This window comes from Patescibacteria group bacterium (assembly GCA_018817715.1).
Lineage (GTDB): Bacteria > Patescibacteriota > Patescibacteriia > Veblenbacterales > UBA10138 > JAHITT01.
In genome coordinates, this window is the sequence record JAHITT010000006.1 from 136245 (window position 1) to 161728 (window position 25484).

The window sequence follows — 25484 nt, forward strand, 5'->3', positions numbered from 1 at the left end:
TTTGTTTATCCAATCCAGCCGTAACGAGCCCTTGTAACTTCTTTTTTGCATAATTACTTTATTAAATCATCTAAGGTAACACTAAGAGCCTTAGCGATTTTCCGCCAGAGGAGGACAGATTTTAACTATCTCAATAGTCGGATTAGGGGTGGCGCCGGCTTTGATTTTGGCCATAGTTAGCATATTCATATAGCTTTACTATACCAAAAATTACCAAACAAGATAACTAAGCTAAAATCAGCCAAAACCAGCCTGTGGATAACATAGGCTAATTCGTACGAATTAGCCTATGAGGAAAATTTAGGCCAAAATTCAAAAAATTATAAAATCCTATCAGATTGCTTCCTCCTTCGCTATCCTCCTTTATTAAAATTTCGGCAGGACTAGAAGCTACGGCGGACAAGTCGTCGCCGTGCTCCTCGCAATGACAAAGGAAATATCATCGCGCCCTTCGAATCCATTAACTTATCCCAAACAAAAAAACAGACTAATGTCTGTCATCTTATAAACCATTTATGTACAAAGCTGGGAGACATGGATTCGAACCATGATTACCAGGGCCAGAACCTGGCGTCCTACCATTAGACGATCTCCCAGCTTTAAACACAAATACCAAAAAAGCCAACGACCAATATTGTAATGTTTAACAATATAAAAATCAAGACTCTTAGACTAACTCACCGCCAAAAGTGCTTAAAACATTACTAAGCAAATCCCCGCTTTTTCCCTTAGTAACTTCTTCCATTTCAGTCTTAACCAAAATAGTTCCGCCGATAACCTGGCTTAAAACATCTTCTACCTGCTGTCTTATTTTTTTATCTCGCACTCTTTCCTGATGCAATTTATATTGAAAACTAATAGTTAATTCATTACCAACCAATTTAAACGGTTTGGCAATACTAAGAATAAAAGATAATGAATGATTAAGGTCCCGTAATTTATTTATTACCTCGGCCCAGTCTTGGTTTATTTTTTCCAAGGTTAATTCAGCTGAAAGTGTTTTGGCCCCTAATTTAGGCTGTTGTGGCTCGGCTGGTTCCACTACTGGCGCCAGAATAGGTTTAACCGCTTCTAGAGGCTGGTTAGTCTTAGCCGCTGGCGGATTAATCTTGCTAGATGGCTTGGTAATACTTTCTTCGTTCTGGCAAATATTTATAACTGCCAATTCCAAAGGAATTTGAAAAGACTGCGATTGTTTTCTTAAATTATCCACTTCCAGCCAAATAACCATCATCCTTTGCAAAGCATTTTGGCTTATCTTTAAAGCCCACTGAGCCAGTTCTTTTTCTTGCTCCTCTTTTAGTTGCAAGGAAGAATAATCTGTTAAATTGCCACCTAATTTATAAAGAAGTAATTTACGCAATAATTCCAAAACCTGGCTATAAAAATAACCTAAATCTCCGCCAGCTAATAAAAAATCATTTAATTCAGCAATAGCCTGAGCTGACGAATTATTGACTAAATGACCAATAAAGCCCAAAGCAATAGCCGCGTCGGCCCTGGGTAAAACCAAACCGGCTTGAGCATAAGTAATAGTGGCTTCGTTTAAGCTTAACAGTTTACCTAAATAACTTTCGGCATCCCGCGTAGAACCATTGGCTAAATGAGCCACTTCGCGCAAAACATCCTCGGCTATATCCACCTTTTCGGCAGCGGCTAATTTTTTTAAACGAATCATCAGGTTAGCCACGGCTAAACGATGAAAATCAAACCTTTGGCAACGGGATAAAATTGTTTCGGGTAATTTATGCGGCTCGGTGGTGGCCAAAATAAAAATAACGTGGGCTGGCGGTTCTTCCAAAGTTTTTAACAAAGCATTAAAAGCTTCGTTAGTTAACATATGCACCTCGTCAATTATAACCACTTTATATTTAGACCGGGCCGGACCATAAGGCACCTTATCTCTAACTTCCCGAATGTCGTCTATACGCCTGTTAGAAGCCGCGTCAATCTCGATTAAATCCAAAGAACGCCCCTTATTTATTTCCAAACAAGACTGACACTTATTGCAGGGCTCGGCCAGATTATTTTTTCTGGTTTCACAATTAATCGATTTAGCTAAAAGTCTGGCCATAGTGGTTTTGCCAACTCCCCTGGTACCACAAAATAAATAAGCATGGGTTAGCTTATTATTAATAATTTCCTGTTCAATAATAGTTTTTACATGATCCTGCCCAATAACTTCGGCAAAGGTGCTGGGACGATATTTACGGTAAATTGTTTCAGTCATAGCAAAACTTATTGTAACGCGTAACTGCCGCTTAAGCAAACAATTAAAAAATTACCAAATAAAACACCCGCCTTTGTTTAAGTTTAACCAAGACGGGCGCTTAATTTACTAAAATAAGATAGGATTAAATCTCTATTTTTTCCGCTTTCAGCTCGCCAACTTTAACCTTTAAACCGTTTTTAACCGCTGTTTTAGTGGTTTTTTTAAGCGGGGCTTTAGAAGTTGTTTCTAAGGTGTCTGTTGAACTATTTTCCAAAATTGGCGCTTCTTGGCCAGCTTTAATAACATTTTCCACAGCCGCCCAAGTGGAAGTAGTATTCTTGGGCACCAGAATAACAATCTCATCGCCCAATTCACCTTTAAAATAAGTAACACTGGCCAACAATAATTTATAATAACGACCCTGGCACAAAACTCTAAAATCTTCACTCTCTTCGTCTTTTACCAAAACACCCATTAATCTATCCCGATCCACCGGACCAATTTGTTTATAAATAAAAGAACCATTAGCGCTAATGGTTAACTTAAGCAAATCACCTTCAACTAATTTAGATTTAGAAGCATAGTTGGCTGGCACACTGTACATTTTTCCATCCGGACCGACCATATTTTGCCCGTCAAACACGCCTTCAATTATAACCGCACCCTGCTCGGTTCTTTGAATTCCGCCACCGCCCTCTTCGTTTGAAGTAGGAGGCAAAATTTTCTTACCACCGCTGGTAGTTGGAGTTCCAGCCACATCATTTAATAATTGATTGGCTGTTATAAGATTGTTACTGGCCGCTTCCACCAGTTGTTTTATCAGCGTAATTTTATTTGTGCTCGGCATACTTTTGTTTCCTTTAGCAAACCTTTTTGGTTTAACTTTTTAAGTTTTATTTTAAATAAGAACCTATAGCTAAATTATATAGCTATAACTTAAAGACAGTCAAACAAACAACAGCGGTTCCTGCTACCGCCCTGAACACAAAAATTATTCAGCTGTTTAAAAGTCTGCTAACCTAAACAACTTCGGTGCTAGCCTTAACCCGATTAATTATTTCTTGTTCCACTTCCTGCCGCGGCTTACCATATTTTTGTCGGGATTCTTCCTTTAAGCGATTAGCTATAGTTAAATCGGCGGGCGGTGGCGCTAAAGTTTTAAAATTAAAAGGCCTAGACGGTATATTGTTTATTAACAACTTAGCGTAAGCATTATAAAGCTCCAAGTTAATTAAATCATAAGTGGTAAAAACCGGAGAAAATTCTTTAGCCAAAAACTCGGAGTCTTCCACACCCACCCTAAAACTAACAATGGTGCCAACGTTGCCAAAAACAGCATCGCGAATGGAAGTATCGTTATGTTTAACCAATTGGCCAATATATTGGTGCGCGATTATTAAATTAAGGCGATATTTTCTAGCCTCAGATAAAATAGTGGCTATAGAATCAGTTATAAAATTTTGAAACTCGTCTATGTACAAATAAAAATCCGGTCGCTGTTCTTTGGGCACATCGGTTCTAGATAAAGCGGCCATTAAAATTTTGCCCACCATAACCAACCCTAATAAATAAGCATTGGTATCGCCTAATTTACCTTTACTTAGTTTAACTAAAAGAATTTTTCTTTCATCCATTACTTGCCGTAAATTAAAAGCACTGGTTTGTTGGCCAATAATCGGCCTCATTAAATCGTTAGCTACGAATTGTGTAAGTTTAGAAGTAATATAAGGCACCATATTGGCCAAAGCCGCTTCACCGCCGGCTTTTTGCGCTTCTTTTACCCAAAAATCATAGACTACAGGGTTTTTTACTTTAGCTAATTTAGCTCGGCGATAATCGGCATCAGCTAACACTCGAGGTATTTCCATTAAAGTGGAACCAGATTCCGGATCTTCCATAATAAGCAACATGGCGTTGCGCATGTACTGCTCAAACATCGGACCACCGGTTTGTTTAAGGTCGTAAAGCTTATCCAATATTTTAATCATTTCGTTAATAACAAAACTTTTTTGTTCCGGATATTTTGGGTCGTATTCCAAAAGATTCAAACCTTGTGGCCGCTCGCTATCAGTCGGGTCAAACAAAATAACATCTTTTAACCGGTGGGCTGGCAAACGGCCTAAAATAGCCTCTACCAAATCGCCATGTGGATCAATAACGCACAAACCTTCACCATTAGCCGCGTCTTGCACTGCCATATTTTCAATTAAGACACTTTTGCCTGTACCGGATTTTCCACAAACATAAAAATGTCTGGCCCGATCCTCCCGACTTAATTTAATTTCCGTTTTTGTTCCCCGATATTCACTGGTGCCTAAAACCACACCATCGGCCAACATATTATTGGGCGGTGGGGCCTTACGCGAAGTTAACCAGCGTATATTGGGTGCTTCGCTATTAGGTAAAGGAAAATGATAAAGCGAAGTAAGCTCTTCGGTATTTAAAACCATTCTAAATCTGTTATCAAAAACCCGATGTATAAACTTATAAAGAAAACGATTTAAATTTAATGGCCGACGAGCTTTAAAACTATTACCATATTGATAAAAATTAAATTGGGCAAAAGAATTTACTAAACTATGTAAACCACTCTCCGCTGTTTGGCGATTGGGCGCCGCTACCACTAAACGAATTACCACATCCAAACCGGCTTTAGCGGCTTTTTGTTCCAAACCTTTAACCATCTCCTCTTCCAGAGGTGACAGGCGATAATTTTCCTGACCGGTAACTTTAGCTTTATTTTTCTTTACGGTGCTAAAAAAATCACCCAAACCTTGAATAACCCGTAGTCCCCAACTTAAACCAGCCGCTTCCACTAAACTTTTACCTTGTTGCATTTGCGAAGCCAGCCACACACCGCGCCGACGCCAACTTTTATGAGCCGACCGAACAACCAACTGCACAGCAGCCGCTGAATCAGCTGGTATTTTAGCTAAACCGTTAGTTAATCCGTTTAAAGTATCACTATCAAACTGTTTATAAGTTTTTATGGGAAAAGCCGGCGAACGACTAAGCCTAAGGCGTGCTGCCGCAGTTACTCCGCGAGCAGAAAAAATATTATAGTCAGCAACTTCTTCCAAAATAGCATAAGGATAACTGGATTGAATTTGTTGTTCCAAAAAAATTCTTAATTTTTTAGGCACGGCCACATAAAAAGAAGTTAAACCGCCCTGATAAACCATTTCAAAAGATAAATGGTCCCGTCCGCCCATAAACCAACGTTTTAATCTGGATTGTGGCTTTAAACCGCCTAAAGCCGACCACAGAACTTCGGCCACACCCATTTGATCCTCTATAGTTTCTGGAGTCTGGTTGGTTTTATGGTCCTTATCTGTTGGCGAGCCGATTTCTCTGGGTAACAAGACCAACAATAAAACCATATCTAAACTGGCTCGTAAGGCACTTAGTCTATTAAATAAAAAACGTAAAAAAAACAACAAAAACACTAAAGCCAAAATAATCCCCACCACTGGCCACAACCAAGAGGTTTCCTGGCTTAAATCGCTGGCTAAGGCATCGGCTAAATCAGAATTTCCCAAATGATATTGAAATAAAAAACCGACTAGCATAAACTAATGCAATTTTAAAATTTTATCTGCTTTAATTTTAGCAGTTTGCTCTAAAAAATATTTATTAACGCCCGGTATAACCGACAACCACTGGCGAATTATTTTTATAATCTGACTTAAACTTATTTTAACTTTCCGCATAAGTCGGCTTATTTTTTTAGCAGCTATTTCTCCGGCTTTTTTAAATTCCTGTTGTTTATCCGGACTTAAACTTAAATAAACATCGGCCAAATCTTCTTCCAAAACATTTTCTACTTTTTTTTCAAAAGATGTTAAATCTGTAGGCTTAACCGAACCTAAACCATCTGCCGGAGTTGGTTTTAAAACCACGCCACCCACTATTTCAGCCTGGTCTGGTTTTTCGGCTTTTTTAACCAAAGGATCCATTTCCGGTTTAACCGGCTGCTCGGGTAGAGTATCGGGTCGTAAAATTTTATGCTCTGTCTTTATAATTTCAGGCATAGATGGTCTAACTATACCACTTTTCTAGCCAACTAACAATAAAAACTGATATACTATCTTAAGTATTTAAAATATATGCAAAATTTGTTCACTGACGTTAGCTTTATTGTTATTGGTGCCTCAGTTTTAGGTTTACTGGCCCACTTTATTAAACAACCAGCTATTTTAGCTTATGTGGCTGTAGGTATTATACTGGGTCCTTTTGGTTTTGAGCTTATTAAAGAGCCTGAATTCATACATACTCTATCTACCTTTGGCATTGCCCTATTGCTTTTTATGGTCGGTTTAGAATTGGATTTAAGAAAACTGGGGGAAATTGGCAAAGTATCTTTATTCTTAGGCGTGGGCCAGGTTTTATTCACAGCGGCCATTGGCTTTTTTTTAGCCACCTTATTCGGCAACGGCCTTATTCCTTCAGCCTACATAGCAGTAGCTTTAACTTTTTCCAGCACCATAATAATCGTTAAATTGTTATCGGAAAAAAAAGCGGTTGATTCTTTATACGGCCGTATAGCCATTGGTATGCTTTTGGTACAAGATGTTATGGCTATTATTGCTTTAATTATTTTGTCTGGCTTTAACAACGGCCAAGGGCCTTCTTTGGTAAATTTTATATTCATCGCTGGTAAGGGCCTAGCTTTGTTAGCTGTTGTTATGTTAGCCTATCGTTTTTTGGTAGAAAAATTATTCCGGTGGCTAGCGGGTTCGGGTGAGTTGTTACTGTTGTCGGGCATTGCCTGGTGTTTTGCCCTGGCTATCTTATCCGTTTGGTTGGGTTTTTCTGTGGAAATAGGCGCTTTTATTGCTGGCCTATCTTTAGCCTCCTTACCCTACCATTTAGAAATGGTCGGCCGGGTACGCCCCTTGCGCGATTTTTTTATTACCATATTCTTTGTTGGTCTGGGCAGTCAATTAGTATTTAGCGCCGCCTCTTCGTTATGGCTTCCTATAATCGCCTTGTCTTTATTTGTACTCATAGGCAACCCCATTATTGTTATGGTTATTATGGGTTTAATGGGTTATCGCAAAAGAACCGCCTTTTTAGTTGGTTTAACAGTTGCCCAAATTAGTGAATTCTCTTTAATCTTAATGAGTCTGGGTGAAAAATTGGGCCATTTATCCATTGAACAAGTTTCTTTAGTAACCATTATTGGAGTAATAACCATTACTCTGTCCTCTTATTTTATTACCTATGACGAAAAACTGTACCGCTTCTTAAAACCTATTTTGCGAATATTTGAAAAAAACAAAACTAACGAACCTGTTGATTTATCAACCGGGCCTTTAACCAACCATACTGTGGTGTTTGGTTATCATCGTTTAGGCGAAAAAATCGTAGCCACCCTTAAAAAACTTAACCAGGAAATTTTGGTTATAGATTTTGATCCTGAAGTTATAAAAAAAACAGCTCCTGAAAAAGTTAGTTTTATTTATGGCGATATGGCCGACTTGGATATTTTGGAAAAAGCCCGCATTGACCAGGCTAAAATGATAATTTCTACAGTACCCGATGTCAACGACAACCTGCTACTTATTAAAGATATGAAAAAACAGCAAGCTACAGCCCCGGTGTATTTAACAGCTAATAACTGGCCCGACACCAAAACTTTATACGAAGCAGGCGCCGATTATGTTATCTTTCCTCATCATTTATCCGGTGAACACTTTAGTTTAATGCTACAAAATCAACTGGTAAATAAAAATCGTTTTTTGGTAGATAAAACTAAACACTTAAAAGAACTGGAAATACATTACTCTGCCAGACAAAGAAACTAGAATTAATCTATTTTTTGTTGTTGCGAGAATAACGACTTGTCCGCTGTAGCTTTTAGTCCTTCCGAAATTTTAATAAAATAAATACCGGACAATTCCATTACAGAATCGTCCGGTTTTGGTTTTATTATTGAAATAATTTTAAAGCTAGGCCGCCGAAATAGATTAAGCCAAATAGCATAGTTAAACCGAATAATTTCGGGTGACGTTTTTTTAGATCCAGCCTGTGCTCGTCAGTATTATCACTATAAACCATTAGGCTTAATAAAAAGCCTATTAAGCAAACAACCGCCACTAAAATATTCAATCCGACCCCAAAATTAATGCTATGTTGAATCGATGTTATTAAACCAATGGTAAAAGAAATAAAAGCCGCCACTAAATAATTAATACCATTGGCTAACTTTTTTTCTTCATCTTTCATAACACCGGTTATGGCCGCAATTATACCAATCAGACAGAAACTGGTATGAGCAGCCACTTCCACTGAACGAGCTAAGTAATACAAGAAAATAACAAGTATTACAACGAATATTAAATGAATTTTTTTCATTTTAGACTCCAAATTGATGATAAAAAATTACTATTATAAATAAGATTAAATTACTAATAACCAATTTAATATTTTTTTCTGAATAATACAGTACAAATAATCTTGTCCCTATCAAAATTACTGAAAAGGATAACAAAATTATAACTTTTAATTCACCTACCCCCGAGCTGTAAATAGCTACCTGAATCAAGCAAACCAAGCGGGCCAAAAGCGTAGTCAGTAAAAACTGGCTAAACATTTCGCCTAAACTACCATTTACCTCGGGTGCGTCTAATTTTTTTATTTTATCAGCATACCACAGCAACATATGTGGCACTAACAAAAAAACAAAAAAATCCAGCATCAATAACAATAAAAAAATCAATAACTCGTAACTGAAAATAAAACTCACCAATACTTGAGACAAAACAACATACAGTAAACAGACCGCCGGCACCAGCAACCTTTTATCTATTATTTTTTTAAATAACATTTTTACCTCTCCAATTGTTTTTATTAAACACATCTAAATACATCTAGACCGATTTGTCAACTTAAGCGTAAAAAAGTAGAATTAAACTATGTCTTTATATCTCTACAATACTTTAACCCGAAAAAAAACAGAATTTAAACCACTTACTAAAGGTAAGGTGGGTTTATATACTTGCGGACCGACAGTTTATGCACCAGCTCATATTGGTAATCTGCGTACTTATATTTTTGAAGATGTTCTAAAAAGAACTCTGTTATTTAACGACTTCAAGGTAAAACACGTTATGAACATAACCGATGTTGGCCACCTAACTAGCGATGCCGACGATGGCGAAGACAAAATGGAAAAAGGCTCGCGCACCTCTGGCCAAACTGTCTGGCAATTAGCCGAACAATACACTAATCTTTTTAAACAAAATCTTAAAGACCTAAATATTTTAGAACCAACTATTTGGTGCCAGGCTACCGACCACATAAAAGAACAAATCCAGTTGATAAAACAATTAGAAGATAAAGGTTTTACTTATAAAACATCAGACGGCTTGTATTATGATACTAGTAAATTTTCTCATTATCACGAATTAGCTCGTCTTAATTTATCTGGCCAAAAACAAGGCACCCGCCTAGTTATTAATAAAGAAAAAAAGAACCCGACTGATTTTGCCTTGTGGAAATTTTCATCCCAAAAACAACAAAGACAAATGGAGTGGCCCAGCCCTTGGGGAGTTGGGTTTCCGGGTTGGCATATTGAATGCTCGGCTATGAGTATGAAGTATCTGGGTAAAACTTTTGATATCCACTGTGGTGGCATAGACCACATACCAGTCCACCACACTAATGAAATTGCCCAATCCCAAGCCGCGACTAATAAACCGCCGGCTAATTGGTGGCTGCATGGTGAATTTTTGGTAATTAATGAACAGCGTATGGGTAAATCTGAAGGCAACCTATTAACATTGACTACTTTAATTGAACGGAATATTTCTCCCCTAGCTTATCGCTATTTTACTTATTCGGCTCATTATCGCAGTCAACTTAATTTATCGTTTACCGCCTTAGAATCGGCTCAAAAAACCTTAAACAATCTACAAGCTAAAGTAGCTATGCTAAAAGGTAAACCGGCTGTCGGCTGTGCCGAGTTTGAAAAAAAATTCCAAGAGGCTGTAAATGATGATCTAAACATGCCCCAAGCACTGGCTATAGTTTGGCAAATGCTTAAAAGCGATTTACCGGATAAAGCCAAAAGAAAATCCATTAATTTGTTTGATACCATACTAGGTTTGGGCTTAAAAGACATAGAAACTATTAGCATTCCCAAACAAATAGACAAATTAATAGCTGAAAGAGAAACCGCTCGCCAACAAAAAAATTGGCCTAGGGCCGATGATCTAAGAGAAGTTATAAAAAACCAAGGTTTTTACTTAGAAGATACCGAAGCTGGCCCCGTAGTTAAATTAAATAAATAAAGAGCGGTTTTGTCTTATTTTTTAAGACCCGCTCTTTAATATTTATTTGTTTTTGATTTTTTGGTCCATTTTATGAGACCAAGATAATAAGGCAAAAGGACCCACCAGACAAATAATAACCCAAGTAATATAAGACAATATTATAAATATAATCATTTTATTTCCTTTTTGTTTTTGTTTTTAAAAAATTTTAGGAGAGTGCTTTTATGTTAGATTTTTGGTTGGCAAGTGGGTAAGGTGCGTCCCCAATAGAGTTTAGCACTCTCCTTTGTTTCCTCCTTCTTTTTGTTGGAGAAAGTTATAACACAATATATTTTTATTATTCATTTGTCAACCAGTCGACTTTATAGTTAGAATATAGGCCATATGGTAAATTTTTGGCAAAACCTGCCTAAACCCTTTTTGGCTCTAGCGCCCATGGCCGGCGTAACCGACACGGCTTTTAGACAAATGTGTAAATTATACGGCGCTGATGTTATATATACCGAATTTGCCTCGGCCGATGCTTTAATTTACGAAAATAAAAAAACCAAGGAATTTTTATCGTTTACTGATTCGGAGCGACCAGTGGTTTGCCAAATTTTTGGCCGAGAACCTAACAAATTTTATAAAGCCGCCGCTATTTTAGAACAAATGGGCTTTGATGGTTTAGATATAAATTTCGGCTGTCCGGCCTATAAGGTAGTAAAAAACGGCGGCGGTGTTAGCCTGATGCGCAATTTAAAGCTTTACCAAGAAATTGTTCAAGCAACTTGTGAAGGCTCTAACTTACCAGTTTCTATAAAAATAAGAGCTAGTATAAAAAAAGGGCAAGACACTAAAGATAAAATAACCGCCGGCGGACAAGGAAACGACAGTGATTCTACAGCCTGCTTAAACAATTCCATAACAGCCGTAGATTTAGTTTCCCAAATTAAACACCTACCCGTTAGCGCCATAATGCTCCATGCCCGGTCTTTTGAACAACCTTTTGACGGACAACCCAAACTGGAAATTTTAGAGCAAGTTCGGCAAATTTGGCCGGGTTTATTAATTGCCAATGGCGGCCTAATAACACCAGAAATCGCCATAGAAACACTTAAACAAACTAAAGTAGACGGCTTAGGAATAGCCCGAGGCGCTTGGGGTAAACCTTGGCTGTTCAAACAAATTAAAGATTATCTGGCAACTAATACCTACCATACCCCTCTGTGGCCAGAAATTAAACAAATTATGCTCCAACATGCTAAATTGGCCTTACAAACTAAAGGAGAGCACGGCTTAATTGAACTTAGAAAACATTTAAGCTGGTATGTTAAAGGCTTTACCAACGCCTCAGACATCCGCTCTCAATTAGTACAAATTAAAACCTTAGACGATGTTAAAAAAATTTTAAAGGCTAGTTAATTTTAATATGAGTCTTTAATTTTTAAAACAATCTATTTTTACTCCCTTCTCTTTCTTTTGCGGGGAAAAGTGTCCACGTGGACACTTTTCCCCGCAGGTATTTTTTTGTTAACTAAAAATATAACAACTAAAAGTTTACTACCTATTTTAATCAACAATAGTGAAATTCCGCGACCGCGGAATTTCACTATTGTTACAAAAATAAAAGCGTTCTTCTGTTTAATTATTCACAGAAAAACGCTTGGTTTAAAATTTATTTTTTATTATATAACTTTAATTTCCAATCATAATAATACATTAATAATATTGAAAATAAAGTAATTCCTAGCCAAATCATTATTGGAGCGGCAAAATTGACATCTGAATTTATTGTCCAAATAATAATATGACTTATCACTATAACTGATAACAAACTAAATAGTCTACTAACTGGATTTTTTATAACTTGGCTATATTTAAATTCTTCTTTAAGTAATCTATTATTAGTCTTTCTAAATACAAGAAGAAAACAAAAAATCCACAAAGAATTAAACCAAACCTCCGCTATTTCTTTGGCTTCTACATTTTTAATAACGAACAATAAAGAAAAAATTATAGAAGAAAAATAAACTAATTTTATAAAACCCGTTGAAAAACTTATACCCAGCGTCATTTTAGCCTCCTATAATAGATATTTCTTCAATAGATTAATAATTTCTTCTTTTTCTTCATTACTACCTAGTAATGAAGAAATAAAATCAACCACGTAAGAATAAACTAAAATAGGTTCATAATAATTAAACAACTCAAATTGAACCTCATTTAAAACCTCTTCAGCTAAAGGATTATTAATAGCCAAAGTAGAAAGCTCCGAATTAAGTTCAACTATTTGGGTTTCGTGGCTAGCCACTAAATCATTTTTAAAAGAACTCATTTTCTCTCCGATTGTTGTTTATAATTTTTAATTGTTATTTTTATTTTAATAGATTATTCTAGTACATTTCTTTAAAAAAATCAAGCCCTTGGGGAAATTATAATATTCCAAGGGCTTTTTAATATTTTTAAGCGACCATTCTTTTTGCTCTGCTTATATTACTGTGGAAAAAACTATTAAATCTAGTTTTTTCCAATTTGGATATAAGAGACTCATAAATTACCATTAATTCGACCTGGTCTCTTTCTAAATATTTAGAAATTTTATCCCAAGCAAAAGAAAATGAAAAGGCTATACTACTAGATAACTGACAAAAATTTATAAAATTATCATAAACAATTAATTCTTCCGGAGAAGCTACTTCACTAACAATATTTTTTAATAATTTTTGAGTTGCTTCCGTCACCTTCTGGTTATTCAATAGATAAGAAACAGAACTATAATAACTAGCTCCAACCAAAGACGAAATTACTATTTCTTCTCCCGGTTTTAACATAATATTTCCTCCTCAACTTTGAAAATTATTTCTGTAACGCTTTCGGGTGAATGACCAGACGTAATTTTACTTGAAGAAGCATATTCTTTAAACAACTTAACAAAATTAGATTTGATTAATTTGTTATGAATTTCATTTAAAGATATCTCCTGATTAGCATCGGGAATTATAATTGGCTCACCGTTTTTATTGATTCCATAACAACCAAAAAATAATTCTTTTTCCCTTGTGTCTAACAAATTTTCACAATCAATTACTAGAAAACTTAACATCCTCTTTTCATCTTCTGTAGAGAAAGCTAAATATCGATAAGCGCCTGCATAAGCCGCGCCAAACAGTTTAACCAACAGTTGACGATACATTTCGCCTGATATTTTAAGTTGCATTTTTGCCTCCGTGGATTGTTTTTATTTTTTGTTTAGTATATCTGTTATTAATTTAACAAGCAACTATATCAAAACCAACCACTATTGTCAATATCCTCACCATTAAGCTCGGGTAAATTTTTTAAAGATTCTTTAGCTTTTTTGCTTAATTTATCCGGAGTTTGTATTTGCACAGTAACCAGTAAATCTCCCCTATTTTTACCCCGAACATGTGGCACGCCTTTACTTGGCACTTTAAATACTTGCCCGCTTTGCGTACCAGCTGGAATTTTTAACTTAATATCACCATCTAAAGTAACTACTGTAGCTTTACCACCTAAAGCTGCTAGAGTAAAACTTATTTGTTGTCTGGTTAGTAAATCATAACCGCGGCGGTTAAATACCTTGTCCGGTCGTACTTGAATAGTAAGTAATAAATCGCCAGCTACACCGCCTTTAATTCCCGGCTCGCCTTCGCCAGCTAATCTAATACCTTGCCCATCATTAATACCAGCTGGAATTTTTACTTTTAACTCTCGCACTCCCATAACCGCTCCTTGGCCATCACATTTTTTACATTTTTGGCTAACGCTTTTGCCTTCACCCGCACAATTAGGACAAACACCCACGCTACGCATAGCACCCAAAAAAGTGCGTTGAATTTGTTCTACTTGGCCCCGGCCGCCACAAGTGACGCAAGTTGTTACTTTGGCTCCTGGTTCCCCGCCAGAACCTTGGCAATTGTTACATACTATGGCTTTTTCAAAACGCAAAGTTTTAGACGCGCCAAAAACAGCTTCTTTAAAATCCACAGCTGTTACAAATTCCACATCACTACCGCGCCTAGGCCCGGCCCGTCTGCTAGAACGACCGCCGCCGCCAAAGATATCACCAAAGATATCGCCTAAATCTCCAAAATCAAAATTGGCATTAGCGCCACCTTGATTACTATAACCACGTTGAAAATCCTGCCAGTTAAAACCGCCAGGTCCCGAACCAGCTTGATTAAAGTTGGCGCCAAATTGATCGTATTGCTTTCGCTTTTCGGCATTACCTAACACCTGATAAGCTTCATTAACTTCTTTAAACTTATTATCTGTGCCACCGTTTTTGTCTGGATGGTGTTGGTGCGCTAACTTACGATAAGCTTTTTTAATCTCTTCGGCTGAGGCGTCTTTTTTTACGCCTAATATATTATAATAATCTGTGGACATAATTTAATTAGTATAAAATCCTTACCAAAAAACCAATTGTGCCTTAAACACAAAATAATCAAAATGGCAAAGTAAAATTCACAATAAACTTAATTTGCATTCTGAAATTTACTCTGACATTAAATAAGACGCAGTCAATACTACAACTGCGTCTAAAAAAATTAATTTTTTAAATGAGTACCGCGATGATCGGTACTATTTTTTCTTTTTATCCTGAGGTAGCTTCGATTAATTATTGAAGATGAACCTCTTAAATGTTTAATATTAATCGTTAAATAAACCGATGTTGATTTTGGCATACTAGCCTGACCCCTAAGATGAAACAAACTATTGCTATTGCCTCTCATTTTACTTGCCTCCAAATGGATTTTGATGTGATATGTGTATATTAAACGGTTTATTGCTATAACTATATGAAGCAATTTTTGCTAAATTTTCCTCTTTATCATTTTCTTCATTACTATCATCATCATTTACATTTTTAACAATAAGCCTTATCTTTTCTTTTACTAATATATTAACAACCATCATCTTTCCAGAAAAAGAAAAAATATTATCAGGAATATCAATAATTTGTTCTAAAAATACTTTTTCGAATTTTACAATCCATGTAGCTTTATTAAAACAAATTTTTAATCTGTTTTTTTCTACCACTTGAACTATAAATTCTATTGACTTCTCTGAAGCTTTAACACACAAAAAAAATTTTCTACCTTTTGGCAATTCAGTTATATCCAACTCCGAAACAGACACGTAGCCATTATTTTTAGACATTTTTAGCTCCCTATTTTAACATTTTTTGAGAAAATTGGCTTTTTTTAATAATAATATCCTGAAGTGTCATACTACCGCATTGATTTATTGGAATTATATTTCCAATAATTAACTCAGTAACTATTGTTACTCCACAGTAACCATTTAAACTCAAACTTATCTGACCAGATTCATTTTTAACACCTTTAAACTTTTTAACTTGATTACCTGTATTAGGGTCAAATTTTTTGAATGAAGCGTGAAAAGAATCCGGCAATTGAGCTATTTCAATTGCTTGACCGAGGTTAGAAATAACTACAAACTTATCATTTTTAGCCATAACAAGTGCCTCTTAATTTAGTTTTATGTATTGATTTGTTAATTAACTTTTTTTATCTTAGTTTATTACTCTACTAAGACGCAGTTCAATTGTCAAATTGTAAAAGAGCTTATAACTAAACCTCTTTTTAAAAAAGAGGAGTAAGAGGAAATTATTAAGACAAAGTAATAACCCCCTCTCACTCCCCCTTAAGATAAGGGGGAGAATGAATAATTTTTTACTCAGTTTTAAAACCAATTTCTGGAGCATTGTGTCCAGTAGATTCTATTTTACCAAACTGCTCTTCATGCTTTTTTATATTTTCTGTTAAAGCTGCAGCCAAACGTTTGGCATGAGCCGGATTCAGGTACACTCGAGCTGCCACAATACCCTGAGGCGGCATAAGATTAAGAAAATCAATCACGAATTCTTCTTTAGTATGAGCAATTTGCGCCATATTGGCATAAACGCCTTTTAATACTTCGTCGGTTATTTTAACTTGAATTTGTTGGGGTTGTGCTTCTGACATAATGTTGATTAATAATAATGATAATTTCTCTAAGAGTAAACGCTAAGAACTCTTACTCTTAAGCATAATATTTACTTTTTAACTTCCTCGTATTGACCTTCTACTGGACCTTGGTCTTTTTTGCCTTCGGTTGTTGAAGAGTCACCTGCTGGCTGTTCTCCATCATCACCAGGCTTAGCTTCGGCTGCGCCAGCGGCTTGTTGGGCCTTATACATAGCCTCACCTATCTTAATAGCAGCCTGCTGCAAAGCATCTAAAGCGGTTTTAATAGCTGCGGCATCTTCACCATCTTTAACTTTTTTAACTTCTTCCAATTTAGCTTCCACTTCAGTTTTAACTTCGGCCGGCACTTTATCCGCCTGTTCTTTTAACATTTTTTCTGTTTGGTAAACAGTGGATTCGGCCACATTTTTCATATCTATCAATTCACGACGTTTTTTATCATCTTCCGCATGAACTTCCGCTTCTTTTTTCATTTTTTCCACATCTTCCTTAGACAATCCAGAAGAAGCTGTAATAGTGATATGCTGTTCTTTATTAGTGGCCTTATCTTTAGCTTTGACAGATAAAATACCATTGGCATCCAAATCAAAACTCACTTCCACTTGAGGCATACCCCTCGGTGCCGGTGGAATACCATCTAAAATAAATCGGCCTAAAGCTTTATTATCTTTGGCAAATTCTCGTTCACCTTGCAACACGTGAATTTCCACACTGGTTTGACCGTCGGCAGCTGTAGAAAAAGTTTGGCTCTTGGAAGTTGGTATAGTGGTATTTCTATCTATTAACTTAGTCATTACCCCACCCAAAGTTTCTATACCCAAAGATAGCGGTGTAACATCCAACAATAAAACATCCCGAACCTCCCCCTGCAATACTCCACCTTGTACAGCCGCCCCAATGGCTACCACTTCGTCTGGATTAACTGAGACATTAGGTTTTTTGCCAAAGAATTTTTCCACAGTTTGAATTACCAAAGGCATACGAGTCATACCGCCCACCAAAACTATTTCGTTAATATCGCCAGGTTTTAAACCCGCATCAGCCAAAGCCTTTTTAGTCGGCTCTAAAGTTTTAGTTATTAAATCACCAACCAATTCTTCCAATTTAGCCCGCGTCATCTTCATAACCATATGCTTAGGACCCTCGGCGCCCGAAGTTATGAAGGGCTGATTAATTTCTGTTTCCGTGGCAGTAGATAATTCAATTTTAGCTTTTTCGGCCGACTCTTTAACACGCTGTAAAGCCAAAGAATCTTTAGATAAATCTACACCGTTTTCTTTTTTAAACTCTTCGATTATCCAATTAATTATTTCCTGATCAAAATCATCCCCGCCTAAGTGGGTATCGCCATTAGTGGCCTTAACTTCCACTGTATCGGAAGAAACTTCCAAAATAGATACATCAAAAGTACCGCCGCCTAAATCATAAACAACTATTTTTTCATCTTTTTTCTTATCAAAACCATAAGCCAAAGCAGCAGCTGTTGGTTCGTTAATAATACGTTTTACCTTAAGACCGGCAATTTCACCAGCATCTTTAGTAGCCTGGCGCTGAGAATCGTCAAAATAAGCTGGCACAGTAATTACCGCTTCAGTTATAGTTTCACCTAATTTCGCTTCCGCATCGGCCTTTAATTTTTGCAAAACCATAGCCGAAATTTCTTGGGGACTATATTGCTTGCCGTTCATTTCTACCTTAACACCTTCTCCGGATTTTACCATTTTAAAAGGCAAAACTTTAAGATCACGCTGAACTTCTGGGTCTTCCCAACGACGCCCGATTAAACGCTTTAACGAATAAAGAGTATTTTGTGGATTGGTAACTGCTTGACGTTTAGCTAATAAACCAACCAAACGTTCACCTGATTTATTAATGGCTACCACCGAAGGAGTTGTTCTGGCTCCTTCCTTATTTTCCAACACTTTAGGCTGGCCGCCCTCGATAACAGCCATACAAGAGTTGGTTGTTCCAAGGTCTATTCCTAATATCTTAGGCATAAATTTTATTTGCTAATAATTATTAATATAGGCTCAAGCGAAATTTTAAATTATCTTAAAACCTCGCCCGAGTTTCGTATTTTTAATTAAAAATACGAATCGGGAATAAACTTAATTATTTAATCTCTACTTTAACTGTTTTTGGTTTAGCTCTTTCTTCTTTGGGAATTTCTATTTTAAGCATACCTTTTTCGTAAACTGCTTTAGCTTTATCGCCATTAACAGCTGTAGGCAAAGCCACCGAACGATGAAAACCACCCGAACGAATTTCCTTACGATAATAATCCCGCTCATCCACTTCTGTCTTTTTTTCAAACTTACCTTCAATAGTCAAAACATCGTTCTCAATGGCGATGTTAACATCCTTAGGATCTAAACCAGGTAATTGGGTTTCCACCACAACATTATCCTTGGTTTGGTAAACATCTAAGGCTGGTACAAAGCCGCTTAAAGATGGTGCGCCAAAATCGTCAAAAAATTTATCCGCATCAAACCAGCTAGGCATTATTGGACTGTAACGTATGATAGACATATTAACACCTCCCTTCTTTAAAAATTTAATTAGCTTTTTAACAAAACTATCAGCTAACAGAAATAAATGGAGTCTTTATTCCCCGGCCAGACTAACTAATGTAAAATTAGCCTGGCCGGAGAGGCGATCTATTATCGCCTCTCCAACTCTTTAAAAAGAATCATTGTTATCGGCCTCACTATCCGATTCACTCTCACCCACATCATCAATGTGAATAAGAGGAACATTGCAAGATGGGCAACGCCCTCTGGCATCATCGGTGTAGGCACATTCCGGACAAATATAGTCCATATATTACATTTTAATGTTAATTTTTATTTAGCAACTTTTACTTGGGCTGGCTGCAAAACCTTGTCGTGCAGTAAATAACCAGCCTTAACTTCCTCCACCACCAAACCTGATTCTTTGGTCGTTTCGGCCACTTCTTGAACAGCTTCGTGATAGTAAGGATCAAATTTTTTACCTACTGATTCTATTTCTACCAAACCATGACCGGCTAAAACCTGCCACAGCTTACTCTGAATATGAACAATTCCTTGTAACCAAGATTCAGTTGATTGCTCCTTAGGAACTGTCTTAAGAGCCTGCTTAAAATAATCTAACACTGGCAAAATCTCCAAAATAAGCTGGCTGTTGGCAAATTTAGCCAAAACTACTTGTTGGTGCTCTGTTTCTTTTTTTAAATTAGCATAATCAGCTTGAGCCCGTCGCCAACCAAATAAATAATCCTGAACTTGTTTTTTTAATTCCACCAAGTCTTCTAACTCAGAATCATCCGGACTAGAGGTTGGCGAATTGCTTTTATTTTTAATATCTTCAGACATTTCTTGGTTTTTTAAAGAATTATTGGAAAAGTTTTTTAACATATTGCAAAGTTCCTACGTTATAATCATAATCCATTCTTAAGGGTCCTAATAAACCGACTAATTGCGGATGATGCTTACCAGGATAAGCCAAACAAACAACGGCACAATCAGCACCAAACGGATTATCACGGCCAATTTTTATTTGCACATCACTAGTCATAGTTTTATAAAGCTGAGCCATAGATTCATCCAACTGATCTATTGCCGAACTAATAGAACGAATCATATCCAAATGGCTAAACTCTGGCTGATAAAACAAATTAGACAATCCAGTGTAATAAACATCGTGGCCACTAAAACCAATAACCGCCGCCTGATTTGTTAGGCTGGCTAATTCCTTAGCCAATTGTCGTAAAACAGTTTCTGGCTCTAAAGAGGTTCTTCCATAAAAAATTTGTTCTAACTTTTTTTTGTCATCTTGATTAGGCTCCACCGGAAACATTATCTTATCTAAATAATAACGGTAAGCCTTAATAGTGGGCTGGCGACCAGCTGAGGTATGAGGTTGTGCTAAATAACCTTGATCGGTTAAATCCACCATTTCATTACGAATAGTCGCTGAAGAAATACCTAAGTTCCCTTGCAAAGCTTTAGAACTTACCAATTCAGCATTTTTTATGTAACTTCTTATAATTTCCGCTAATAAAGTGTGTTGCCGTTCATTCATAAAATTATCCTCTATTAGCACTCTCCAGCTTAGAGTGCTAATTCATTGTAGGTATAACTAAAAAACCTGTCAAGAGACAGGATTCCAAATAATATTTTTAGCTAAAATTAGCCTTTTTATTCTCGACGTAAAGCTTCGATAGGGTCCAAGGCAGCAGCTTGCCTAGCTGGATAAAGACCAAATACTAAACCACAAACAACCGAAAAAGAAGTGGCCAATACTACTGAATACAAAGGCACTACAAAATCCCAAGCAAAACCCTGCCAAGCAGCAACTAAAGATATTAAATAAGACACAGCCACACCAGCTAAAATACCGCTTAAACCACCCAAAGTAGTTATTAAAACAGCTTCAGTTAAAAACTGTAACAATATTTGTTTGGGGCGAGCGCCAATCGCCTTTCTTAAACCTATTTCAAAGGTTCTTTCCAAAACCGACACATACATAATATTCATAATGCCCACCCCACCGACAATCAATGAAATGGCGGCCAAAATAATCAGTAGTATAGTAAAACCACCTATCACCGTATCTAAAATATTTACAAAATCATCATTGGATTGAACTTGAAAATCATCTTTATCGGGATTAGAGTCGTCTATATTATGACGGTCACGTAACAAATCTTCTACTGCGGCCACTGTTTGGGGTAATTTATTTTCATCTTGATATTGATTCAAAATATAAGACACATGATCTATACCCAAAATTTGTTTTTGCAAAGTACGTATTGGTAAATATACAAAATCATCATAATTAACAAACATCACAGCTCCTTTAGATTCAAACACTCCGATAACTTCAAAATTTTTCTGCTTTATTTTTATATCTTGACCAATAGGATTACTATCACCAAATAATTCACTAGCCACATTAAAACCTAAAACCGCTACTTTAGCCAATGAATCATCTTCTTCTGGACTAAAAAATCGTCCCTGAGCAACTTTACTGGTGTCAATTTCTAAAAATGTCGGTGACACACCAAATAAAGTTATAGTTTTTTTGGCTGAACCAGAATTAGCCACAGCCTGACCCATTTGACCGGCATAATTATTTTTTATATTAGGCAACTTACGTAAAGCTTTCATGTCATCCAGGGTTAAAGTTTTAATAACAGTGCCAAAAGCTTGGGCATTAGCCCCTTCGGAAGAATTTTTAGCTGTTTCCGGAACTTTAACTTCCACATTCAAAATATTGGTACCATAAGTTTCAAACTGACCAATAATAAAACCCTTAACACCTTGAGCCGCCGAAATAACCACAATAACCGCCGCAATGCTAATAACTATACCCAAACCAGTCAACATCGTACGCGTTAACTGACGGCTAAAAGAAAATATAGCTAATGATATGTACTCTTTAAATTTCATTTATTCGTAACGTAAAGCTGTTATGGGATCTAACTTAGCAGCTCGCCTGGCAGGATAATAACCAAAAGCCAAACCAATTGATAAACCCACCAACAAAGCAACTATGACAGATAGTGGTGACACAATAAACGCCCAATCATAATTAAGAGCTTTAACCACTACTGTGATCAAACCAGATAAGATAGCTCCGCCCAAAATACCCAAAGTTGAACCGATTAAAGTAATAATTATAGTTTCCAACAAAAATTGATTTTGAATACTAGAATTGGTAGCGCCAACCGCCTTCCTTAAACCAATCTCCTTGATTCGTTCGGTAATGGCCACCAACATTATATTCATAATACCAATACCACCAACTAATAACGAAATGGCAGCAATGGCTGCCAAAAAATAACGAAAAGCATCGGTAATACTTTTAAGCATGTCCACTGCCTGAGCCATAGATCGAACGGAAAAATCTTCCTCATCAGCTGTATCTATTTTATGCTGAGCGTTTAAAACTTGTTTTACGCCAGCCATTGCCGAATCTAAATAAACAGGATCACCTAACTTAGCCCTGATTAAAGACAAATGACGCCAACCCAACATTATTTTTTGAGCTGTTTGCAAAGGTATAATTACTTGATCATCTTGGTTACTAAAACCAGCTGAACCTCTTTTTTCTAAATAACCAATAACTTTAAAGGACTCTTTTTTAATCTTAATAGTTTTACCTATGGGATCATCACCTTGGAATAACTCCTCCACTATGCCACTACCTAAAATAGCCACCCGGGCCAAACCACCATCTTCTTCCGGTGTAAAAAAACGACCAGCCACTAAAGTAATATTTTCTACTTGAGGAAAAGATGGTGAAACACCCATGTAAGTTCCGCCCTCAATCACTCTATTCTCATAAGTCATTTTACCCAAACCGCTGGCATAACCGGAGATGGCTTGTAAATGTAAAGATTGAGCATTGTTTTCCAAAGCTTTAATATCGTCATTAATTAAAGTTTTAACCTGAATGCCAAAAACCGAAGCTGGCGGACCGCTGGCATCGGAAGCCCCGGGTAACACCGCTATTAAATCGCTACCCACTCGGTTAACTTGAGATAAAATTAAAACCTGAGCACCAGCGCCAACCGATATAATAAGCACTACTGAACCTATACCAATAATAAGTCCAAGCATGGTTAAAAAAGAGCGCAACGGATTGCCCAATAAATTAGCTAAAGTAAGTTTTAAAGTATTACGTGCTTCCATTAGCAATAATTAAAGCTATTTAAGCTGACCGTTGATAGCTGATTGTCTAACTTGTTCTGGCACAACCTCGTCTGACTCAATTAAACCATCTTTAATCCGTAAAATCCTACGAGCATAATCAGCTGTATTTTTTTCATGAGTAACTAGAATAATAGTTTTACCTCGCTGATTCAGATCATCCAGAATTTTCATTATCTGAAGACCTGATTTAGAATCTAAATTACCTGTTGGCTCATCGGCAAAAATAACTGAAGGGTCGTTAACCAAAGCTCGAGCAATAGCCACCCGCTGCTTTTCGCCACCTGATAATTGATTGGATAAATAATCCAAACGATGCGTTAAACCAACCGCCTCAATGGCTTGTTTGACTAGTTCATCTTTTTTGGATTCTGGCATAGTCACATAAAGCAGGGGTAACCTGACATTTTGCAAAACCGAAGTTTTAGATAAAAGATTAAATTGCTGAAAAACAAAACCTACTTTAGTAGAACGCATAAAAGCCAATTCATCTTCGCTTAAGGTATCCACTTCCTTACCTTCAAACCAATATTGTCCACTAGTTAAGCGATCCAAAAAACCTAAGATATGCATTAAGGTTGATTTACCTGAACCAGAAGGGCCCATAATAGAAACAAACTCCCCGGCCTGCAAAGTAAAAGAGACTCCATGCAAAACCGGTGTGGCCACACCCTCATTTTCGTAAATTTTTTTTAAGTCTTTAACTGTAATTAAATCAGACATGTTATTTAGAACCGTTAGATTTAAAAGTTATAATTGCCTCCCCATCCTTTAAACCTTCTTTAATTTCCACTAAACCATCATCACCCTTTAAACCTATAACTACATTTTTTCTTACCAACTCATTATTAAGTAAAACTTCTACATAAACTTGACCACTATCATACCTAACAGCCCGCAAAGGCACCACCAAAACATCTTTAACCTCCGCCGACATTATATCTAGATTTGCCGTCATGCCAGGTTTAATTCTATCATCTTGAGCATCATCAAAAGTTACTGTAACTTCATAATAAACAACGTCTTGTATGACCGTAGCCGCTGGATCAATAAAAGCAATATGGCTACTAAAATGCTCACTGCTACCAAAAGCGTCTAAAGTAATATCAACTGGTTGACCGATTTTTAATTTAGCAATATCTGATTCAGGAACCTGAACTTTAATTTCTGTTTGGCTATCGGTTAATAAAACCGCCACAGCCGAAGACAAAGAAGTTGTTTCCCCTATTTCATAATTGACTCTAGTAATGGTGCCATTAACCGGCGTCGTAAGATAACGATCACTTAAATTATTTTGCGCTTGAACCAAAGTAGCCCGAGCAGCTGCCACCTGTGCTTCAACATTTAATATATCATAACTCCTAGGTGGCGCTGTTTTAAAATTAAAATTAGCTTTAGCTTGAACTAAAACTTGTTCAGCGGTTTTAATCACTGCCTCAGCCGTATCTATTTGCTGCAGTTTATTAACCAAAGCCGCTTCATAAGCCGCCTTATAAGTAGTATAAGAAGCAGCTGAAGTATTTGGTATATCTATGGTCCAAGTATCACCAGTTGCCAAAACACCAGTAGATGAAAACTGCAAACGCAAACCTAATACACCAATTGGTGTTGAAGTAGTATAACTACCTTCTTGATAATCATTTTCCAAACCATACACCGAATAGGCCAAATTAGAACGATTATCAAACCTAATAGTGTAAGTACCAAAATTAGTTCCCTGATAAGTACCACTTAAAGTAAAGCTACCTGTGGAGATATTGGTTCTAGCTGGTATAGCTTGTGGTGTTAAACCAACCAACTGAGCTAAAGCATTAGCCACTGCCCGATCTTGACTGGCTTTAATATTTATTAAAGATTGCTTAGCATTATTTAAAGTGGTTTCGGCCGCTGACACCCCAGCCTGACTAACCGCCACATCCTCATCTTGAGCACCAGCCTTTAATTTGGCTAAATTAGCCTCGGCTGATTTTAAATTAGCTTGAGCTGTTAATACCGAAGCTGCTGCATCCTTACTGTCCAAACGAGCTATTACGGTATTGGCTTTAACCTTATCGCCCACCTTAACCATTAAAGAAGTTAATCGTCCAGGTGCTTTAAAATTCAAATTCACTTGTTCGGCGGCTTTAACTGTACCGGTCACCGAAACAGTCTGTTTTAAATCTTGTTGCTTAACTGTTTCCGTAGTATATTTGGGCTTGGCTTGTTGATTACGACTATAAAACACCAAACCAACTATTATTAACACCAACAAAACAGGAATCCAAACTTTTTTGAGCTTTAATATTTTCCACATAGTATATTTAAA

At 36.7% G+C, this 25484-nt stretch carries 24 protein-coding genes and 1 tRNA gene; 3 read left to right on the forward strand and 22 right to left on the reverse strand.

All coding sequences use genetic code 11. The features are described 5' to 3' along the window. Nucleotides 1–525: 525 nt before the first annotated feature. From KKC17_03755 to KKC17_03775, 5 genes are all read right to left on the reverse strand, one after another. A tRNA-Gln gene (locus tag KKC17_03755) sits at nucleotides 526–596 on the reverse strand. Nucleotides 597–667: 71 nt separating this feature from the next. Beyond that, nucleotides 668–2230 carry a DNA polymerase III subunit gamma/tau gene (gene dnaX, locus KKC17_03760; GenBank protein ID MBU1039306.1) on the reverse strand — a complete coding sequence of 521 codons (1563 nt, stop codon included), beginning with the start codon at nucleotides 2228–2230 and terminating at the stop codon, nucleotides 668–670. Nucleotides 2231–2354: 124 nt separating this feature from the next. Continuing rightward, nucleotides 2355–3059, reverse strand: coding sequence for a hypothetical protein (locus KKC17_03765; protein ID MBU1039307.1), 705 nt, complete (start codon nucleotides 3057–3059; stop codon nucleotides 2355–2357). Between the two features lie 172 nt (nucleotides 3060–3231). Further along, nucleotides 3232–5781, reverse strand: a complete 2550-nt coding sequence (locus KKC17_03770) for a type IV secretion system DNA-binding domain-containing protein (GenBank protein ID MBU1039308.1) — start codon at nucleotides 5779–5781, stop codon at nucleotides 3232–3234. 3 nt (nucleotides 5782–5784) lie between these two features. After that, on the reverse strand, nucleotides 5785–6243 hold the full coding sequence (locus tag KKC17_03775; GenBank protein ID MBU1039309.1) for a hypothetical protein: 459 nt from the start codon (nucleotides 6241–6243) through the stop codon (nucleotides 5785–5787). A 75-nt stretch (nucleotides 6244–6318) separates the two neighbouring features. On the opposite strand from KKC17_03775, the gene KKC17_03780 reads away from it, so the two are divergent. Next, nucleotides 6319–8019, forward strand: a complete 1701-nt coding sequence (locus KKC17_03780; protein MBU1039310.1) for a cation:proton antiporter — start codon at nucleotides 6319–6321, stop codon at nucleotides 8017–8019. Nucleotides 8020–8143: 124 nt separating this feature from the next. Here the strand turns inward: KKC17_03780 and KKC17_03785 are convergent, their stop codons facing one another. Further along, a complete protein-coding gene (locus tag KKC17_03785; GenBank protein ID MBU1039311.1) occupies nucleotides 8144–8569 on the reverse strand; it encodes a hypothetical protein in 426 nt (141 codons plus the stop codon). A 1-nt stretch (nucleotide 8570) separates the two neighbouring features. Further along, nucleotides 8571–9041: a hypothetical protein gene (locus KKC17_03790; protein MBU1039312.1), complete on the reverse strand. Its 471-nt coding sequence runs from the start codon at nucleotides 9039–9041 to the stop codon at nucleotides 8571–8573. An 88-nt stretch (nucleotides 9042–9129) separates the two neighbouring features. Here KKC17_03790 and cysS point away from each other — a divergent pair, with 88 nt between their 5' ends. Beyond that, entirely contained in the window at nucleotides 9130–10506 is a 1377-nt protein-coding gene (gene cysS / locus KKC17_03795) for a cysteine--tRNA ligase (GenBank protein MBU1039313.1), read from the forward strand. A 366-nt stretch (nucleotides 10507–10872) separates the two neighbouring features. Next, nucleotides 10873–11892, forward strand: a complete 1020-nt coding sequence (locus KKC17_03800) for a tRNA-dihydrouridine synthase (GenBank protein ID MBU1039314.1) — start codon at nucleotides 10873–10875, stop codon at nucleotides 11890–11892. A 661-nt stretch (nucleotides 11893–12553) separates the two neighbouring features. Here KKC17_03800 and KKC17_03805 read toward each other — a convergent pair. From KKC17_03805 to KKC17_03875, 15 genes are all read right to left on the reverse strand, one after another. Next, complete coding sequence (locus tag KKC17_03805) at nucleotides 12554–12805, reverse strand: hypothetical protein (protein MBU1039315.1); 252 nt, start codon at nucleotides 12803–12805, stop codon at nucleotides 12554–12556. A gap of 127 nt (nucleotides 12806–12932) precedes the next feature. Continuing rightward, nucleotides 12933–13301: a hypothetical protein gene (locus KKC17_03810; protein ID MBU1039316.1), complete on the reverse strand. Its 369-nt coding sequence runs from the start codon at nucleotides 13299–13301 to the stop codon at nucleotides 12933–12935. Continuing rightward, nucleotides 13295–13663 carry a hypothetical protein gene (locus KKC17_03815; GenBank protein ID MBU1039317.1) on the reverse strand — a complete coding sequence of 123 codons (369 nt, stop codon included), beginning with the start codon at nucleotides 13661–13663 and terminating at the stop codon, nucleotides 13295–13297. Before KKC17_03815 ends, KKC17_03810 begins: the two co-directional genes overlap by 7 nt. Before the next feature lie 92 nt (nucleotides 13664–13755). Then, nucleotides 13756–14880: a molecular chaperone DnaJ gene (gene dnaJ, locus KKC17_03820; protein MBU1039318.1), complete on the reverse strand. Its 1125-nt coding sequence runs from the start codon at nucleotides 14878–14880 to the stop codon at nucleotides 13756–13758. A gap of 348 nt (nucleotides 14881–15228) precedes the next feature. Further along, nucleotides 15229–15654: a hypothetical protein gene (locus tag KKC17_03825; GenBank protein ID MBU1039319.1), complete on the reverse strand. Its 426-nt coding sequence runs from the start codon at nucleotides 15652–15654 to the stop codon at nucleotides 15229–15231. Nucleotides 15655–15664: 10 nt separating this feature from the next. Beyond that, a complete protein-coding gene (locus KKC17_03830) occupies nucleotides 15665–15973 on the reverse strand; it encodes a hypothetical protein (protein ID MBU1039320.1) in 309 nt (102 codons plus the stop codon). A 217-nt stretch (nucleotides 15974–16190) separates the two neighbouring features. Continuing rightward, a complete protein-coding gene (locus KKC17_03835) occupies nucleotides 16191–16481 on the reverse strand; it encodes a DUF3467 domain-containing protein (protein MBU1039321.1) in 291 nt (96 codons plus the stop codon). Nucleotides 16482–16552: 71 nt separating this feature from the next. After that, on the reverse strand, nucleotides 16553–18481 hold the full coding sequence (dnaK, locus tag KKC17_03840; GenBank protein MBU1039322.1) for a molecular chaperone DnaK: 1929 nt from the start codon (nucleotides 18479–18481) through the stop codon (nucleotides 16553–16555). 115 nt (nucleotides 18482–18596) lie between these two features. After that, a complete protein-coding gene (locus KKC17_03845) occupies nucleotides 18597–19013 on the reverse strand; it encodes an Hsp20/alpha crystallin family protein (protein ID MBU1039323.1) in 417 nt (138 codons plus the stop codon). Nucleotides 19014–19327: 314 nt separating this feature from the next. Then, a complete protein-coding gene (locus KKC17_03850) occupies nucleotides 19328–19879 on the reverse strand; it encodes a nucleotide exchange factor GrpE (GenBank protein MBU1039324.1) in 552 nt (183 codons plus the stop codon). Next, the gene (locus tag KKC17_03855; GenBank protein ID MBU1039325.1) at nucleotides 19857–20546 is read right to left on the reverse strand and encodes a hypothetical protein; all 690 of its coding nucleotides are present in this window, start codon (nucleotides 20544–20546) and stop codon (nucleotides 19857–19859) included. The genes KKC17_03850 and KKC17_03855 overlap by 23 nt, the downstream gene beginning before the upstream one ends. Before the next feature lie 116 nt (nucleotides 20547–20662). Beyond that, on the reverse strand, nucleotides 20663–21916 hold the full coding sequence (locus KKC17_03860) for an ABC transporter permease (protein ID MBU1039326.1): 1254 nt from the start codon (nucleotides 21914–21916) through the stop codon (nucleotides 20663–20665). Beyond that, a complete protein-coding gene (locus KKC17_03865; GenBank protein MBU1039327.1) occupies nucleotides 21917–23161 on the reverse strand; it encodes an ABC transporter permease in 1245 nt (414 codons plus the stop codon). Nucleotides 23162–23176: 15 nt separating this feature from the next. Further along, the gene (locus KKC17_03870; GenBank protein ID MBU1039328.1) at nucleotides 23177–23902 is read right to left on the reverse strand and encodes an ABC transporter ATP-binding protein; all 726 of its coding nucleotides are present in this window, start codon (nucleotides 23900–23902) and stop codon (nucleotides 23177–23179) included. Nucleotide 23903: 1 nt separating this feature from the next. Then, nucleotides 23904–25472: an efflux RND transporter periplasmic adaptor subunit gene (locus tag KKC17_03875; protein MBU1039329.1), complete on the reverse strand. Its 1569-nt coding sequence runs from the start codon at nucleotides 25470–25472 to the stop codon at nucleotides 23904–23906. Between the last annotated feature and the right edge of the window lie 12 nt (nucleotides 25473–25484).